Annotated in this window: 12 protein-coding genes; 8 read left to right on the top strand and 4 right to left on the bottom strand. The window is 50.2% G+C overall.

The genetic code is table 11. From position 1 onward, the window contains the following. Positions 1-166: 166 nt before the first annotated feature. Both BUA34_RS07020 and fabD read right to left on the bottom strand, forming a co-directional pair. Positions 167-1,708, bottom strand: a complete 1,542-nt coding sequence (locus tag BUA34_RS07020) for an acyl-CoA carboxylase subunit beta (protein ID WP_072828033.1) — start codon at positions 1,706-1,708, stop codon at positions 167-169. Positions 1,709-1,729: 21 nt separating this feature from the next. Beyond that, complete coding sequence (fabD, locus tag BUA34_RS07015) at positions 1,730-2,578, bottom strand: ACP S-malonyltransferase (RefSeq protein ID WP_072828032.1); 849 nt, start codon at positions 2,576-2,578, stop codon at positions 1,730-1,732. 241 nt (positions 2,579-2,819) lie between these two features. Between fabD and BUA34_RS07010 the strand changes: the two genes are divergently transcribed. The 8 genes from BUA34_RS07010 to BUA34_RS06975 all read left to right on the top strand — a co-directional run bounded on the left by BUA34_RS07010 (position 2,820) and on the right by BUA34_RS06975 (position 10,798). Then, positions 2,820-3,065, top strand: coding sequence for an acyl carrier protein (locus BUA34_RS07010; RefSeq protein ID WP_014544921.1), 246 nt, complete (start codon positions 2,820-2,822; stop codon positions 3,063-3,065). A gap of 36 nt (positions 3,066-3,101) precedes the next feature. Next, positions 3,102-5,498, top strand: a complete 2,397-nt coding sequence (locus BUA34_RS07005; RefSeq protein WP_072828031.1) for a beta-ketoacyl-[acyl-carrier-protein] synthase family protein — start codon at positions 3,102-3,104, stop codon at positions 5,496-5,498. 21 nt (positions 5,499-5,519) lie between these two features. Continuing rightward, on the top strand, positions 5,520-6,251 hold the full coding sequence (locus BUA34_RS07000; protein ID WP_072828030.1) for an SDR family NAD(P)-dependent oxidoreductase: 732 nt from the start codon (positions 5,520-5,522) through the stop codon (positions 6,249-6,251). Continuing rightward, the gene (fabZ, locus tag BUA34_RS06995; RefSeq protein ID WP_072828029.1) at positions 6,251-6,694 is read left to right on the top strand and encodes a 3-hydroxyacyl-ACP dehydratase FabZ; all 444 of its coding nucleotides are present in this window, start codon (positions 6,251-6,253) and stop codon (positions 6,692-6,694) included. The genes BUA34_RS07000 and fabZ overlap by 1 nt, the downstream gene beginning before the upstream one ends. Positions 6,695-6,816: 122 nt before the next feature. Then, on the top strand, positions 6,817-7,524 hold the full coding sequence (locus BUA34_RS06990; protein WP_072828028.1) for a lysophospholipid acyltransferase family protein: 708 nt from the start codon (positions 6,817-6,819) through the stop codon (positions 7,522-7,524). After that, positions 7,524-8,372 (top strand): patatin-like phospholipase family protein, encoded by an 849-nt coding sequence (locus tag BUA34_RS06985; protein WP_072828027.1) that lies wholly within the window; start codon positions 7,524-7,526, stop codon positions 8,370-8,372. Before BUA34_RS06990 ends, BUA34_RS06985 begins: the two co-directional genes overlap by 1 nt. Before the next feature lie 539 nt (positions 8,373-8,911). Continuing rightward, the gene (gdhA, locus tag BUA34_RS06980; RefSeq protein WP_072828026.1) at positions 8,912-10,261 is read left to right on the top strand and encodes an NADP-specific glutamate dehydrogenase; all 1,350 of its coding nucleotides are present in this window, start codon (positions 8,912-8,914) and stop codon (positions 10,259-10,261) included. Between the two features lie 102 nt (positions 10,262-10,363). After that, entirely contained in the window at positions 10,364-10,798 is a 435-nt protein-coding gene (locus tag BUA34_RS06975) for a dUTP diphosphatase (protein ID WP_072828025.1), read from the top strand. Positions 10,799-11,020: 222 nt separating this feature from the next. Here BUA34_RS06975 and BUA34_RS06970 read toward each other — a convergent pair whose 3' ends face one another. Then, positions 11,021-12,001 carry a S26 family signal peptidase gene (locus tag BUA34_RS06970; RefSeq protein WP_072828024.1) on the bottom strand — a complete coding sequence of 327 codons (981 nt, stop codon included), beginning with the start codon at positions 11,999-12,001 and terminating at the stop codon, positions 11,021-11,023. Positions 12,002-12,018: 17 nt separating this feature from the next. Further along, on the bottom strand, positions 12,019-13,839 hold the full coding sequence (gene lepA, locus BUA34_RS06965; protein WP_072828023.1) for a translation elongation factor 4: 1,821 nt from the start codon (positions 13,837-13,839) through the stop codon (positions 12,019-12,021). Positions 13,840-13,967 lie beyond the last annotated feature (128 nt).

The following is a 13,967-nucleotide window of genomic DNA, read 5'->3' as shown; positions in this document are numbered from 1 at the left end:
CAGCTATGCTTGCATAGATATAACCGAGCCTAAGAGGTTGGGGCTTGCCCCATCCATAATTTCTCGTATAAAAAAGATCCCGATTCCTGCGACGGAACCGGGATCTTTCATTTTCTAACAGCTTTTAGCATTGGCCAATGACTATTGACCAATGACTAATAACTAATTACAGCGGAATATTTCCGTGCTTCTTCCAAAGCACAGCCTTCTTCTTGTTCTTCAAGTTTTCGAACGCAGAAACAAGGCGGTCGCGAACGCTCTTCGGTTCAATGACTTCGTCAATGAATCCGTTGCCAGCGGCAATGTACGGGTTCAAGTACTTTTCTTCGTACTGAGCGATGTACTGTTCACGGACCTTGGCCGGTTCTGCAGAAGCGGCAATTTCCTTTCTGCGGAGAATGTCGACAGCGCCTTCAGCACCCATCACGGCAATCTGAGCGATCGGGAGGGCGAACACGCAGTCTGCACCGAGGTTCTTGCTGTTCATGGCGATGTAAGCGCCACCGTATGCCTTGCGGAGGATGAGCGTCACGCGCGGCACAGTTGCTTCGGCGTAAGCAAAGAGGAGCTTTGCGCCGTGGCGGATAATGCCGTTGTGTTCCTGCTTCGTACCCGGCATGTAACCTGGAACGTCTTCGAGCGTAAGGATAGGAATGTTGAAGCTGTCGCAGAAGCGGACAAAGCGTGCAGCCTTATCGCTAGCGTCTACGTCCAAAGAACCGGCGAGGTACTTCGGCTGGTTAGCGACAACGCCAATCACGTTACCGTCGAGGCGGATAAAGCCGATGACAACGTTCTTTGCAAATTCCGGCTGAATTTCGAGGAAGGAATCCTTGTCGGCAAAGCAGTTGAGCACGTCGCGAACATCGTAAGCGCGCTTGAAGTTGTCCGGAATGATTTCTTCGATGTCGGCGGACTTGTCCACGATCGTACCGGCTTCAGCAACGGACTTGTCGACGTTGCTCTGCGGGAGGTACTTGAGCAAGTTACGGACGCCTTCGAGGCATTCCTTGTCGTCCTTATACACAAAGTGTGCAACACCGGACTTGGAAGAATGAACGCCTGCGCCACCGAGCTGGTCCGGAGTCACGACTTCAGCAGTCACAGCCTTCACGACAGCCGGGCCCGTGATGAACATCTGGCTCGTCTTTTCAGTCATGAAAATAAAGTCTGTAATAGCCGGGGAGTAGCAAGCACCACCTGCGCACGGTCCGAGAATCACGGAAATCTGCGGAATCACGCCGCTTGCCCAAGTGTTACGGGCAAAAATGCCACTGTAACCGTCGAGGGAGCTAACGCCTTCTTCGATACGTGCGCCACCGCCGTCGTTAATGCTGATGAACGGCACCATGGAATCAAGGGCGAGGTCCATCACGTGGCAAATCTTCTTGGCGTGTGCGGAACCGAGAGAACCGCCGCTCACCGTGAAGTCCTGGGAGCAAGCGTAAACCGGGCGGCCATTGATCTTGCCGTAACCCGTCACGACACCGTCACCGTAAATGCGCTTGGATTCCGGGAGCTCGATGCTCTGGGAAAGGCGCATAGCACCGATTTCCTTGAATGTACCCTTGTCAAAAAGGATCTCAAGGCGTTCGCGAGCGGTGAGCTTGCCCTGGGAATGCTGCTTTTCTACACGAGCGGCGCCGCCACCGGCCTGAGCCTTGGCGTTGCGTTCGCTCAACTTTTCTAAATACGATTTATCCCACATAGTAATCCTGTGTGTTTGCGCTTACTTCTGAATGCGCTTGATAAGGTTGGTAAGGACTTCGCCGGGGCCAAGTTCCTTAAATTCTGTGGCACCGTCTGCAATCATGTTCTTGACCGTCTGTGTCCAACGGACGGGGGAGGTGAGCTGAGTGAGAAGGTTTGCCTTAATTTCGTTCGGATCCGTGTGCGGCTTGGCGTCCACGTTCTGGTAGACCGGGCAGACCGGAGTCGAAAATTCAGTTTCTTCGATAGCCTTTGCAAGTTCTGCACGGGCGCTTTCCATGAGCGGGGAGTGGAATGCACCACCGACCTGCAGCGGAACGACGCGCTTCACCTTGCCGGTGAGGTAGGCGGCAACTTCGTCAATGCCGGCCTTTTCGCCAGAAATAACAACCTGTCCCGGGCTGTTGAAGTTTGCCGGAACAACTGCTGCGTCCTTGACCTGTGCGCAAGCTTCTTCGACGAGTTCATCAGAACCGCCAAGAACAGCTGCCATTGTGCCCGGACGGAGTTCGCAAGCCTTCTGCATGGCTTCGGCACGCTTTGCAACAAGCTTGAGGCCTGCTTCGAACGTAATGGCGCCCGTAGCGGTAAGTGCGGAGAATTCGCCGAGCGAGTGCCCAGCGGCCATATCCGGCTTGCCACCTTGGACCTTAGCCATAGCAACAGAGAGCAGGAACACTGCTGGCTGCGTGACTTTCGTCTGCTTGAGGTCTTCTGCGGTGCCGTTGAACATTACATCCGTAATGTTGAAGCCGAGAATTTCGTTTGCCTTTAAGAACATCGACTTTACGTCGGCGTTCGACTCGAATAAATCTTTGCCCATTCCTGGGAACTGAGAGCCCTGACCGGGAAATACGTATGAAATCATGGCTCAAATTTAGTAAATAATATTACTGTAAATGGTATTTATATATTACAGAAAACATACTTTTTAAAAAAGTTTACAATATGCGTTTTGCCCTAAACACACTAACTAATATAGGTGTGATAAGTGTTTACCTTTTATCCCTAAAAACTGCATTTTGTACGTTTTTTGTGAAAACGGCAATTTACGAAAGAATATTTTTCTATCTTTGTGCTAAAATTTTATCAAAAGAGGATACAATAATATGGCTAACGAAGAAATCAAGAGCAAACTCAAGGCATTCTTTATGTCCGATCTCGGTGTAGACGGCGATGTCCTGAATTACGATACTCCGCTTTTCGGCGAAGAAATCGGTCTTGACTCCGTGGACTCCCTTGAAATCATCTCCTTCGTCGATGATAACTTCGGCGTTTCCATGACTGGCGTTGCTAAGGAAAACTTCCAGAGCATCGATACTATCGCTGCATTCATTGAAAAGAACAAGGCTTAATCAAGCCTTTTTATTTGAGTATTGTTTGGAATATCTATGACATCTAATAATTGTCGCTGTGTTGTTTCGGGCCTTGGCGTTATTTGCGCTGTAGGCAACAATGTTGAAGAAACCTGGAAAAATGCCCTGAATTCCGTCTCCGGTATTCACAAGACCACTTCTCTCGATACCAAGAACTGCTATGCAGACTTAGCTGCCGAAGTGAACTGTGATACACTCGATGAGATTGAATGTCCGGACGAAAAGGACCGCGCCTCCAAGCTCTGCATCAAGGCTGCAAAAGAAGCCCTCAATGATGCTGGTCTCGGTGACTTTGCTGATAGTAGCCGTGTAAGCGTCATTATCGGTAGCTGCGTGGGGGGTGTCCTCAGCATCGAAAAATACCATTGCGGCGGTAAGGATGCCAACGAAATTCCAAAAATGCCCATTGCTGCAATCGCTTCCCAAGTGGCTGAATCTTGCCATGCGGGTGGCATTGTGACAAACGTGGGTAACGCTTGTGCTGCCGGTACGATTTCCATCGCTCTTGCTTGCGACCTTATCCGCGCAGGTAAAGCCGATGTCGTTATCGCTGGTGGTTCCGACTCCTTTGCTTCTGTTCCGTACTCCGGCTTCCTTTCTCTCCATGCCTTGGACGAAAACGGTTGCTCTCCGTTCAACCACTGCAACGGCATCACCCTCGGTGAAGGCGCTGGCATTGTGATTGTTGAATCTTTGGAACATGCCGAAAAGCGTAACGCCAAGCGTTACTGCGAAATTCTCGGCGCTGGCGTCACAAGCGATGCTCACCACATTACGGCCCCGCGCGAAGATGGCATTTGCCTCCTCGAAGCTATGGACCGCGCCGTCAAGAATTCTGGTATCAAGAAAACGGACATCGGTTACCTCAATGCTCATGGTACGGGTACCGGCAAGAACGACAATGCCGAAATCAATGCATTCCACAAGTTCTTTGACGAAGAAAATCCAACCTTGAGTGTTAGTTCGACCAAGGTGATGACCGGTCACTGCCTCGGTGCCGCGGGTGCAATCGAAGCTGTGTTCAGCATCAAGGCTCTTACGACGAACACCGTTCTCCCGACGCTCCACTACACTGCCGAAGATTCCGAAGCCCTCAAGGCTAAGGTCGGTCAGATGGACTATGTGCAGAACACTCCGCGTGCAAAAGAACTCGAATGTGTCATGAGCAACAACGTTGCTTTCGGTGGCACGAACGCAAGTATCGTGTTCAGCAAGAAGCCGGGTGACGTGCAGAGCCAGGTCGCCAAGGATAAGAAAATCGCTGTGACTGGCGTTGGCATTGTAAGCCCGCTCGGCAACAGCAAAGAAGCATTCCTTGAATCGATCAAGAACGGCAAGCTTCCGGAATCTGCTTCCATTTGCTCGACCGTTACGAACGACGATTACAAGGAACTCGGCATCAAGATGGCTTTCTACCGCAAGCTTGATAATCTGGGACAGCTCCAGACTGTTTCCGGCATGCGCGCCCTCAAGGATGCAAACCTCACAGTCACCGAAGACAACGCAAAGCAGATTGGTATCATTGTGGGTACTAGCGAAGGCGGTCTCGGTGCTACTTATGATTTCCAGGAACTCATCACTGAAGCCGGCAACGCTGGCGGTAGTGCCTTCAAGTTCCCTCATACAGTTTATAATGCCGCCGGTGGTTACCTTTCGATTCTTTCTGGAATCAAGGGCTACGGCGTCACCATCACGACGGGCCCGCTCTCGGGGCTCGATAGCATTGGCTACTCCATGAACGTTATTCATGACGGTCAGGAACAGGTCATGATGGCTACGGGTACGGATGAAAACCTCCCGATTATCACGGAATTCTGCCAGAAGCTGAACGTCGCTGCTGATAAGGTGGTGGAACCGTATTCCAACTCCAACGGCTTTGTGGTTGGCGATGGTTCTGTTTCTATCATCATCGAAAACGAAGATTACGCCAATGCTCGCGGTGCTAAGGTTTACTGCTACGCTCTTGGTTATGGCAATGGCCGTAAGAACGTGAAGTTCGGCCACATCTCCGGTTCCGACGAAGCTCTCGATATCGCCATTAACGCAGCCCTCAAGGACGCGGGCGTTTCTGCAAACGAAATTGACGCTGTCTGTGGTTTTGCTAACGGTCTCAAGAAACTCGACGATATTGAAAAGGCTGCATACGCACGCGTGTTTGGAGATAAGCTTGCTAACCTCCCGCTCTTCCAGGTGAAGGAACGCGTGGGTGAAGGCCGTGCCGCTTCTGCCGCACTTGCTGCAGCCGAAGCCGCTCTTATGCTCGGTGGCGAACTTACCGAAGAAAACGCCTATTTTGTTGCAAATGACGGTAGCGTTTCCAAGAAGAAGGTCGCAACATCCGGCTTCAAGAAAATTTTGGTGACTTCCTTTGCTACGGGCGGTTCTTACAACGCTGTAGTTCTCGGAAAATAAATTTTTGAAGGAGAATTTATAATGAAAGTTGCAATCGTTACTGGTTCTTCTAAGGGGATTGGCAAGGCTTGCGCCTTGCGCCTCGCTCGTGACGGCTACACGGTCGTCGTAAACTATTCTAGCTCTGATGCTGCTGCTCAGGAAACTTTGGACCAAATCAAGTCCGAAGGTGGCGACGGCATGATTTACAAGGCTAACGTTGCCGTGCTTGCCGAAGTCAAGCAGATGGTTCGCGATGTTTTCAAGGCTTACGGCCGCATCGACGTTCTCGTGAACAATGCTGGCATCGTCCGCGATGAATACCTCCTCATGATGAACCCGGATACGCTCGATAAGTGCTTTGACTTGAATGTGAAGGGTTACTTCTATTGCGCCCAGCAGGTGGCCGTCAAGATGTACAAGCAGAAGTCCGGTGTCATTATCAACATGTCTTCTGTTTCTTCCAAGTTTGCTCTTGCTGGTCAGGCAGTTTACAGTGCCACGAAGGGCGCCGTGAACTCCTTTACGCAGACGCTCGCCAAGGAACTTGGCGGCTACGGCATTCGTGTGAACGCTGTCGCTCCGGGCTTTGTTGCTACCGAAATGATCGAAGCCATTCCGGAAGAAACCCGCAAGGGCTACCTCGAAAAGGTGCCCCTCAAGCGCTTTGCTTCTGCTGACGAAGTTGCAAACGTTGTTTCTGCTCTCGCTTCTGACCAGTTCGCTTATGTGACAGGTCAGGTCATCGTATTGGATGGAGGTCTTTCCCTGTGATGAACATTTTCCAGATCAGTGAAAAGATAGCCCAGCGTCCGCCGTTCCAGATGATCGAAAAGGTCACGGAACTCGTTCCGAACGAATCTGCAACGGGCATCAAGAATGTCTCCGTGAACGAACCGTACTTCATGGGCCACTTCCCGGGTACCCCGATTATGCCGGGCGTTCTCATTTGCGAAGCTTGCGCTCAGCTCTGCTCGCTCGTAATCGAAAAGCCGGCCGGAGATCTCGAAAAGAACTTGTACGTTCTTTTGAAGATTGACGGATTCAAGTTCGTGAAGCCGGTAATTCCGGGCGACCAGCTCGAAATCACCGTCAACAAGACGAAGGGTGGTGGAGTTATCGTTGGCTTTGACTGCGTTGTCAAGGTGAACGGCAATGTCCACGCCAAGGGCTCTCTTACGTTTACGAGCATCCCCAAGGAAAGTTTGGGCAAGTAGTCTAGATGGCTGAGTCATTCCGGCCGGAGCCTGCCCTGAGCGTCGTCGAAGGGCCGGCGTTGCTTGAAATGTCATGCCCGACTTGTTCGGGCATCTCCTAAAAGCGAAGTATTGCATTGTTGATGATTGAAAAAGCGAAAAATATAATTGCTGATTTGTTCTGGAAGTTAGTGCTCCTCGCTGTTGTTTACGGGGTGCGCACTTACTTGTTAGTAGTTTATCGTCCCAAGATGAAGTTCTTAGGGTCTGTCAAGTCTACTGATTTGAAGCAACCGATGGTGATTATCGCAAACCACACGAGTATGCTTGATCCGTTGATGGTACAGTCCTTGTTTTTCCATAAGCGCAGTATCGTTGTTGCCAAGGACCAGGTGGAAGACCCGCATTTTAGCTGGGCTTTGAAGCGTTTCAAGAACGTGATTCCTTGCGATCGTTTTAACCTCGATACTGAATGGGCGCTCCTTGCCAAGAAGGAACTCGAAAAGGGCAATTCCGTTATTATTTTCCCGGAAGGCAAGTGCCGTTATGATGGCCTCTTGAACGAATTCAAGACTGGTTTTGCATTCCTCGCTCGCAGTACGGGTTATCCGGTTCTTTCTCTCGGCATTGATGGTATTTATAAGATTGGTCACCGTACGCAGATTGTGGTGGACGAACCTGAAACGATTGAACGCGTGAAGGGCATTCCGTCTTCCAAGCATCTCGCCGAACGTAGCGAATATTTCCGCCAGAAGGTCTGGAACTTGAAGCAAATCGCTTTGGGACAGCAAGGGGCAATTCTCCCTGTCGCTGCTGAAACTCCGGCTGAAATTTCCGAGGAGAGCAAGTAGTGAAAATAGGCTTGGCTCTAGAGGGTGGGTCGCGTCAGACCATTTTTTCGGCAGGCGTTTTGGACGCTTGGCTCGATGAAGGTGTTTATTTCCCGTATATTTCGGGAGTAAGTGCTGGTTGCCATGCTGCCATGAACTTTGTCACGCGCCAGCGTGGCCGTTTCCGCTACATTATCCAGCCGACTAAAATTCAGCAGGGTAGGGATAAAGCTCATCGCATTTTTGATGGCATCCAGAAAGAATGTTATGCGCTCCATTACAATGCAGCGTATGGCGATATGCCGTTTGATTTCCACCTGTTCTTTGGTTCGGGTGTGGAATGTGAATTTGGCCTTACCTGTTTGGAAACGGGGCGTTCGGAATTTTTCCAGGAATACATGAGCGAAAAGCGTTTGCTCGATATCGTGAATGCGAGTAGCGCTCTCCCGATGTTATTCCCGATTGCCCAGATTGACGGCAAGCATTATGCGGATGGCTGCGTGACTTCTCCGATTCCGTACCAGCGCGCTTTTGAAAAGGGCTGCGACAAGGTCGTTGTGGTCTCGACGCATTATCCGGGCGAGATAGTGACGGACTTCCGCAAGTACCGCGTGATTTTGAACCCGATGTTCAAGCGCAAGTATCCGGATTTTTTCCGTGCGCTCATGTTGCGTTACAAGCGCTACGAAAAAATGTTTGCCGAGATGGAAAAACTCGAAAAAGCAGGCAAGCTTTTGATTTTCCGCCCGGAAAAAGAAGTTTGCGATCTTTTTGCAACAGACCGTAATGAGCTTGACGAATCCTATAACATGGGGCTTGAATACGCCAAGCGTCGCATGAACGACCTCAAAAACTTTATGGAAATCTAGTAGACGCACGTCATCCTGACGCCGAAGGCGGAAAGACTACCTCAAAAGGCGAGCGTTGCAGCCATGCTTGCATGGATATAACCGAGCCTAAGAGGTTGGGGCTTGCCCCACCCAGTCATTTCTAGTATTGAAAAGTCTGCCACTGCGCAGGCTTTTTTGCAATGTCACCCGGCCACCGAGCCGGGTATTTTTTTGCTGTCATCCTGGAGCGTAGCGATAGGATCCATTATTTTTTACCTTGTCACCCCGGTCTCTGTACCGGGATCGCCATCTCGAATAACAAAAAACATTATTATGAATGTAAAACTTTATTTACTGAAAATTGCAAAATACATAAACTTACAAAAATGTAAGTGTTTGCATTGTAGACCCTCGTTTTTTAGCGAAAAAAAGCAATTGTTAAAACTACTGAAAAACTAACTTACAAAAATGTAAGAAAATGAAGATTTTTGCTCCTTTTTCACTTTTTGGGAGCACCCTTTACTATCTTTACAACCGTTAAAACATTAACAATCTAACTCTCAACGGAGATATATAAAATGGCAATCAAGAATGCTTACCTTCAGAAGGTTTATGAAAAGGTCGTCGCACGTGATCCGGATCAGGCCCTCTTCCACCAGGCTGTCCGTGAATTCCTCGAATCCCTCGACCCAGTCCTCGAACAGGACAAGTCTTGGGAAACCAACGGCGTGATCGACCGCCTCGTCGAACCGGAACGCGTGATCACTTTCCGCGTACCTTGGCTCGATGACAAGGGTAACGTTCAGGTCAACCGTGGCTACCGTGTTCAGTTCAACTCCGCTATCGGTCCTTACAAGGGCGGTATCCGTCTCCGTAACGAAGTTACTCTTTCCATGCTCAAGTTCCTCGGCTTCGAACAGATTTTCAAGAACAGCTTGACCACGCTCCCGATGGGTGGTGGCAAGGGTGGTTCTGACTTCGATCCGAAGGGTAAGAGCGACAACGAAGTGATGCGCTTCTGCCAGTCTTTCATGACTGAACTCTGCAAGCACATCGGTGCAGACACGGACGTGCCGGCTGGTGACCAGGGTACTGGCGCTCGCGAAATCGGTTACATGTTCGGTCAGTACAAGCGCATTCGCAACGAATGGGTTGGCGTTCTCACGGGTAAGGGCCTCTCCTACGGTGGTTCTCTCGCTCGTACCGAAGCTACCGGTTACGGCCTCTGCTACTTCACTCGCGAAATGCTCAAGGACCTCGCTAACGACTCCTTCCAGGGCAAGACTGTCGTGATCTCCGGTTCTGGTAACGTTGCTCAGTTCGCTTGCCAGAAGGCAACGCAGCTCGGTGCTAAGGTTGTGACCGTTTCTGACTCCAACGGCTACATCTACGACCCGAACGGCATCAACCTCGACGTCGTTCTCGACCTCAAGAACAACAAGCGCGCTCGTATCAGCGAATACGCTAAGCTCGTTCCGGGTTCTGAATACCACGAAGGTTCTAAGGGCGTTTGGACGGTCAAGTGCGACATCGCTCTTCCGTGCGCAACTCAGAACGAACTCGACCTCGAAGGTGCAAAGGCTCTTATCGCTAACGGCGTGAAGGCTGTTGCTGAAGGTGCTAACATGCCGTCTACTCCGGAAGCTATCGAAGCTTTCCAGAAGGCTGGCGTTCTCTTTGGACCGGCTAAGGCTGCTAACGCTGGTGGCGTTGCTACCTCTGGTCTCGAAATGTCTCAGAACTCCGAACGTCTCTCTTGGACATTCGAAGAAGTGGACAAGAAGCTCGAAGGCATCATGAAGAGCATCTACGCTGCTGCATCTGGCGCTGCTGCCAAGTACGGCGACAAGAAGAACCTCGTCATGGGTGCAAACATCGCTGGCTTCCTCAAGGTTGCCGATGCCATGAAGTGGCAGGGCGCGGTGTAATTTCCGAAGGAAATTACCACTCTAAAAAGTCCTCGGTCTCGAAAGAGCCGGGGGCTTTTTCTTTAACTGCAGCTTTTTGTCAACTATTTTTATATTTGCATCATGACCACGAAGACAATCAAAATTCAGTACCTCGACGAATCTATCCCGAAACTCACTTATATCGGCGGCAAGTCCGATTGGATTGACCTTGCTGCGGCAGAGACCGTGACGCTGAAGGCGGGGGAGTTCCGCTTGATTCATCTAGGTGTTGCGATGAAGTTGCCTGAAGGCTACGAGGCGCATATTGCACCGCGCAGTTCCACGTTCAAGAATTTTGGTATCTTGCAGGCGAATTCTGTGGGCGTGGTCGATTCGAGCTACTGCGGTGCAAACGACTGGTGGAAAATGCCTGTGTATGCTACTCGCGATGTGGTAATCGAAAAGGGAAGTCGCATTGCCCAGTTCCGTATTATGGAAATCCAGCCGACGCTTACGTTTGTGGAAGGCGCGCTTGATGGCGCTGATCGTGGTGGCTTTGGCTCAACCGGAATTTAATTCGTTTCCTTTTAGTCGGTTTCTTTCGTAAATATTTTATTTTTGTGATTTTGCAATCCATTGTTTGCAAAATGTGGCACTTATTTGCTTTAGAAATGCTAGAAAAGTTAACTTTTATACCGGCATTTTTATGGTGTGTGGAAATGGCAAAAGTTAAAAACAGTAGATTGTATGAAGTACTGAATTTGTTGCGCTTGACAATTCTATGGAAACTACAAAACTTTAAGTTTTGGTAGTCTTGCTATTTTTTGTCTTTGGCTTTTTGTCTTGTTTGGGTTTATCCTTGGGGGATAAATCCTTCAGGAGCATTTTTATAGCTTTTTTGGCTTGCTCGATGCGAGTGTCAATTCGCTTTTGGAATTTGTTTGCAACTTTGTTTGCTCGGCCAAGGATTCTGTTTTGCGTAAAATAGCCGATTTCTCTGGAGTCGGCGCAGTGGCTAGACTTTTCACAGACGAGATAGTAGCAGTCTTCGGGGACGACGTAGAATGAAATCTTGGAAGAGTCTTTGGCGTTGTACAGTTCGCGCTTGATGCGGATGGGTGTGTTTCCCGGTTCTGCAAGGAATATCTGCAGTTCTACAAGGAAGCGGTCTTGCCAAGGCATGTAATCGATTTCTTGCAGGCTTACAAGGCGATTCCCGAGTTTGGTGGAGCCTATGCGTTCAAGAGGCATTTCACGATTGCCTTGCCAAAGGCTCGACTTGATGTAGATTTTTTCGTTCTGCTCGTGCATAAGCGAAATCAGGTAGTCCTGTTCCACATCGTTTAACTTGTTGAAAAAGAGCGTATCGCCTTTGCGCGGAACATAAATGCTGCGCGTTTCAATAAAGGCGTCTTCGCCATTCCACTTGAAATTGCGGTGAGGCGTATAGACCTTGCCGTTATTCGTGATGGTGATGGAATCGCCAGGAACGCCTAGAACTCTGCGTACCATGTTGTCTTGGTTGCGCATGATGCCCCAAACAAAATCCCCGTCCTTGATATTTTCGGTGCAGCGGGGGAGCTTGCACATCCACAAAATACCGTTCTTTTTGAATTTGGGGTACAGGGAATTGTCTTGGACTCGAACCGGCTCTATAACGTAATGGCGAACGCCGATCATGATGGCAAGGACAACACCGAGTATAAAGACCAAGAAAAACACGTGCGCCCTGGAGTGGCGTCGTTGTAGTGACCTGACTTTACGATCGAGTGCTGACATTGCTTTACAAACTACAATTAATCGTTGCCGCTGGTGGAATCGTCGCTGAGCGAAAGCACGGCGAGGAATGCCTTTTGCGGCACTTCCACAGAGCCGATGCTCTTCATGCGCTTCTTGCCTTCCTTCTGCTTTTCGAGAAGTTTGCGCTTACGGGTGATGTCACCGCCGTAGCACTTGGCAAGCACGTCCTTACGCACAGCCTTCACGGTCGAACGGCTGATAATCTTTCCGCCGATAGCACCCTGGATGGCAACGTCGAACTGTTGGCGCGGAATGAGGTCCTTGAGCTTTACGCAGATGGCGTTTGCGTAGGTGTTTGCCTTGTCGCGGTGGATAATCACGGAGAAAGCGTCAACCGGGTCGCCGTTCAAGAGAATGTCGAGCTTGACGAGGTTGTTGCGCTTGTATTCGCTCGGCGTGTAGTCGAGGCCAGCGTAACCGCGGCTTAAAGACTTGAGACGGTCGTAGAAGTCGAACATGATTTCGGCAAGCGGAAGGTCGTACTTGAGGATGACCTTCGTTTCGTCGATGTATTCCATGGTCTCGAACGTGCCGCGCTTTTCTTCGCAGAGCGTCATCATGGCGCCCACGTATTCCTTAGGCGTAAAGATTTGTGCTTTCACGTAAGGCTCTTCGATATAGTCGTAGCGGCTTGCATCGGGGAGCTTGGAGGGGCTTTCGATTTTCACCATGGAGCCATCGCTCATGTAAACGTGGTATTCCACGTTCGGCACGGTCGTAATGATGTCCACGTTGAATTCTCGGTCCAAGCGTTCTTGCACGATTTCCATGTGCAAAAGTCCGAGGAAGCCCGTGCGGAAGCCAAAGCCGAGCGCTTCGGAAGTTTCCGGTTCCCAGCAGAGGGCGGAGTCGTTGAGGCGGAGCTTTTCGAGGGCTTCGCGCAAATCTTTGTAGTCTTCCGGGTCGATGGGGTAGATACCCGAGTAAATCATCGGGAGCACGTCCTTGTAACCCGGGAGCGGTTCTGCGGCAGGGTTTGCTGCATCCGTGAGCGTGTCACCGATTTTCACGTCGCTGATGGTCTTGACGTTTGCAAGCACGTAACCGACCATGCCTTCGGTCAGTTCCGGGCGCGGATCGCGGCGCATGCTGAATGTACCGACTTCCGTGACGACATATTCGCCGCCCGTCTTCATCATGCGGATTTTCATACCTGCTTTGAGCGTGCCTTCGACAATGCGGATGTAGTTGATCACGCCGCGGTAGGAATCGTAAACGGAGTCAAAGATAAGAGCCTTGAGCGGCTTGCCTGCATCACCCTTCGGGGCTGGGATTTCGTCGACAATCTTGTCGAGCACCTGTTCTACGTTGAGGCCAGTCTTTGCAGAAATGCGCGGAATTTGGTCCGGATCATAGCCGAGTAAGTCACCGACGAGTTGTGCCACATGGTCGGGCTGTGCACCCGGAAGGTCTACTTTGTTCAAAACCGGAATAATCGTGAGATCGTTTTCGATTGCAAGGTAGAGGTTCGAAAGCGTCTGTGCTTCGATGCCTTGGCTAGCATCAACCACGAGGATGGCGCCTTCGCAAGCGGCGAGGGAACGGCTGACTTCGTAAGTGAAGTCCACATGCCCCGGCGTGTCGATCATGTTCAAGATGTATTCTTCGCCGTCCTTTTCGTAAACCATGCGGATGGCGTGAGCTTTAATCGTAATGCCGCGTTCGCGTTCCAGGTCCATGTCGTCCAGGAGCTGGTTCATCATTTCGTTTTTGGAGACCGTCTTGGTCAATTCAATCATTCTGTCGGCCAAGGTGGATTTGCCGTGATCGATGTGGGCGATAATACTAAAATTGCGAATATTGTTGTTTTGCGGCATATTAAGATGTTGAAGAGTTTTTGCGTAAATATAGAAATCTTGTGCCTGTTTATTGGTACTCGCTGTGAACCCTTTAAAAAAAAACTATATTCTAGTTGAACAATTTGTTCTTTTAGAACGATAACAAC

This window comes from Fibrobacter sp. UWB12 (assembly GCF_900142485.1).
Classification (GTDB): domain Bacteria; phylum Fibrobacterota; class Fibrobacteria; order Fibrobacterales; family Fibrobacteraceae; genus Fibrobacter.
The sequence above is the reverse complement of the archived record's forward strand: the minus strand, read 5'-3'. Positions and strand labels throughout refer to the sequence as shown.

Bases quoted from the DNA above. Each gene is read 5' to 3' on its own strand.
- BUA34_RS07020 (WP_072828033.1), bottom strand. From the start codon at position 1,708: ATGTGGGATAAATCGTATTTAGAAAAGTTGAGCGAACGCAACGCCAAG.
- fabZ (WP_072828029.1), top strand. From the start codon at position 6,251: ATGAACATTTTCCAGATCAGTGAAAAGATAGCCCAGCGTCCGCCGTTC.
- lepA (WP_072828023.1), bottom strand. From the start codon at position 13,839: ATGCCGCAAAACAACAATATTCGCAATTTTAGTATTATCGCCCACATC.
- gdhA (WP_072828026.1), top strand. From the start codon at position 8,912: ATGGCAATCAAGAATGCTTACCTTCAGAAGGTTTATGAAAAGGTCGTC.
- fabD (WP_072828032.1), bottom strand. From the start codon at position 2,578: ATGATTTCATACGTATTTCCCGGTCAGGGCTCTCAGTTCCCAGGAATG.
- BUA34_RS06990 (WP_072828028.1), top strand. From the start codon at position 6,817: ATGATTGAAAAAGCGAAAAATATAATTGCTGATTTGTTCTGGAAGTTA.
- BUA34_RS07005 (WP_072828031.1), top strand. From the start codon at position 3,102: ATGACATCTAATAATTGTCGCTGTGTTGTTTCGGGCCTTGGCGTTATT.
- BUA34_RS06975 (WP_072828025.1), top strand. From the start codon at position 10,364: ATGACCACGAAGACAATCAAAATTCAGTACCTCGACGAATCTATCCCG.
- BUA34_RS06970 (WP_072828024.1), bottom strand. From the start codon at position 12,001: ATGTCAGCACTCGATCGTAAAGTCAGGTCACTACAACGACGCCACTCC.
- BUA34_RS07000 (WP_072828030.1), top strand. From the start codon at position 5,520: ATGAAAGTTGCAATCGTTACTGGTTCTTCTAAGGGGATTGGCAAGGCT.
- BUA34_RS07010 (WP_014544921.1), top strand. From the start codon at position 2,820: ATGGCTAACGAAGAAATCAAGAGCAAACTCAAGGCATTCTTTATGTCC.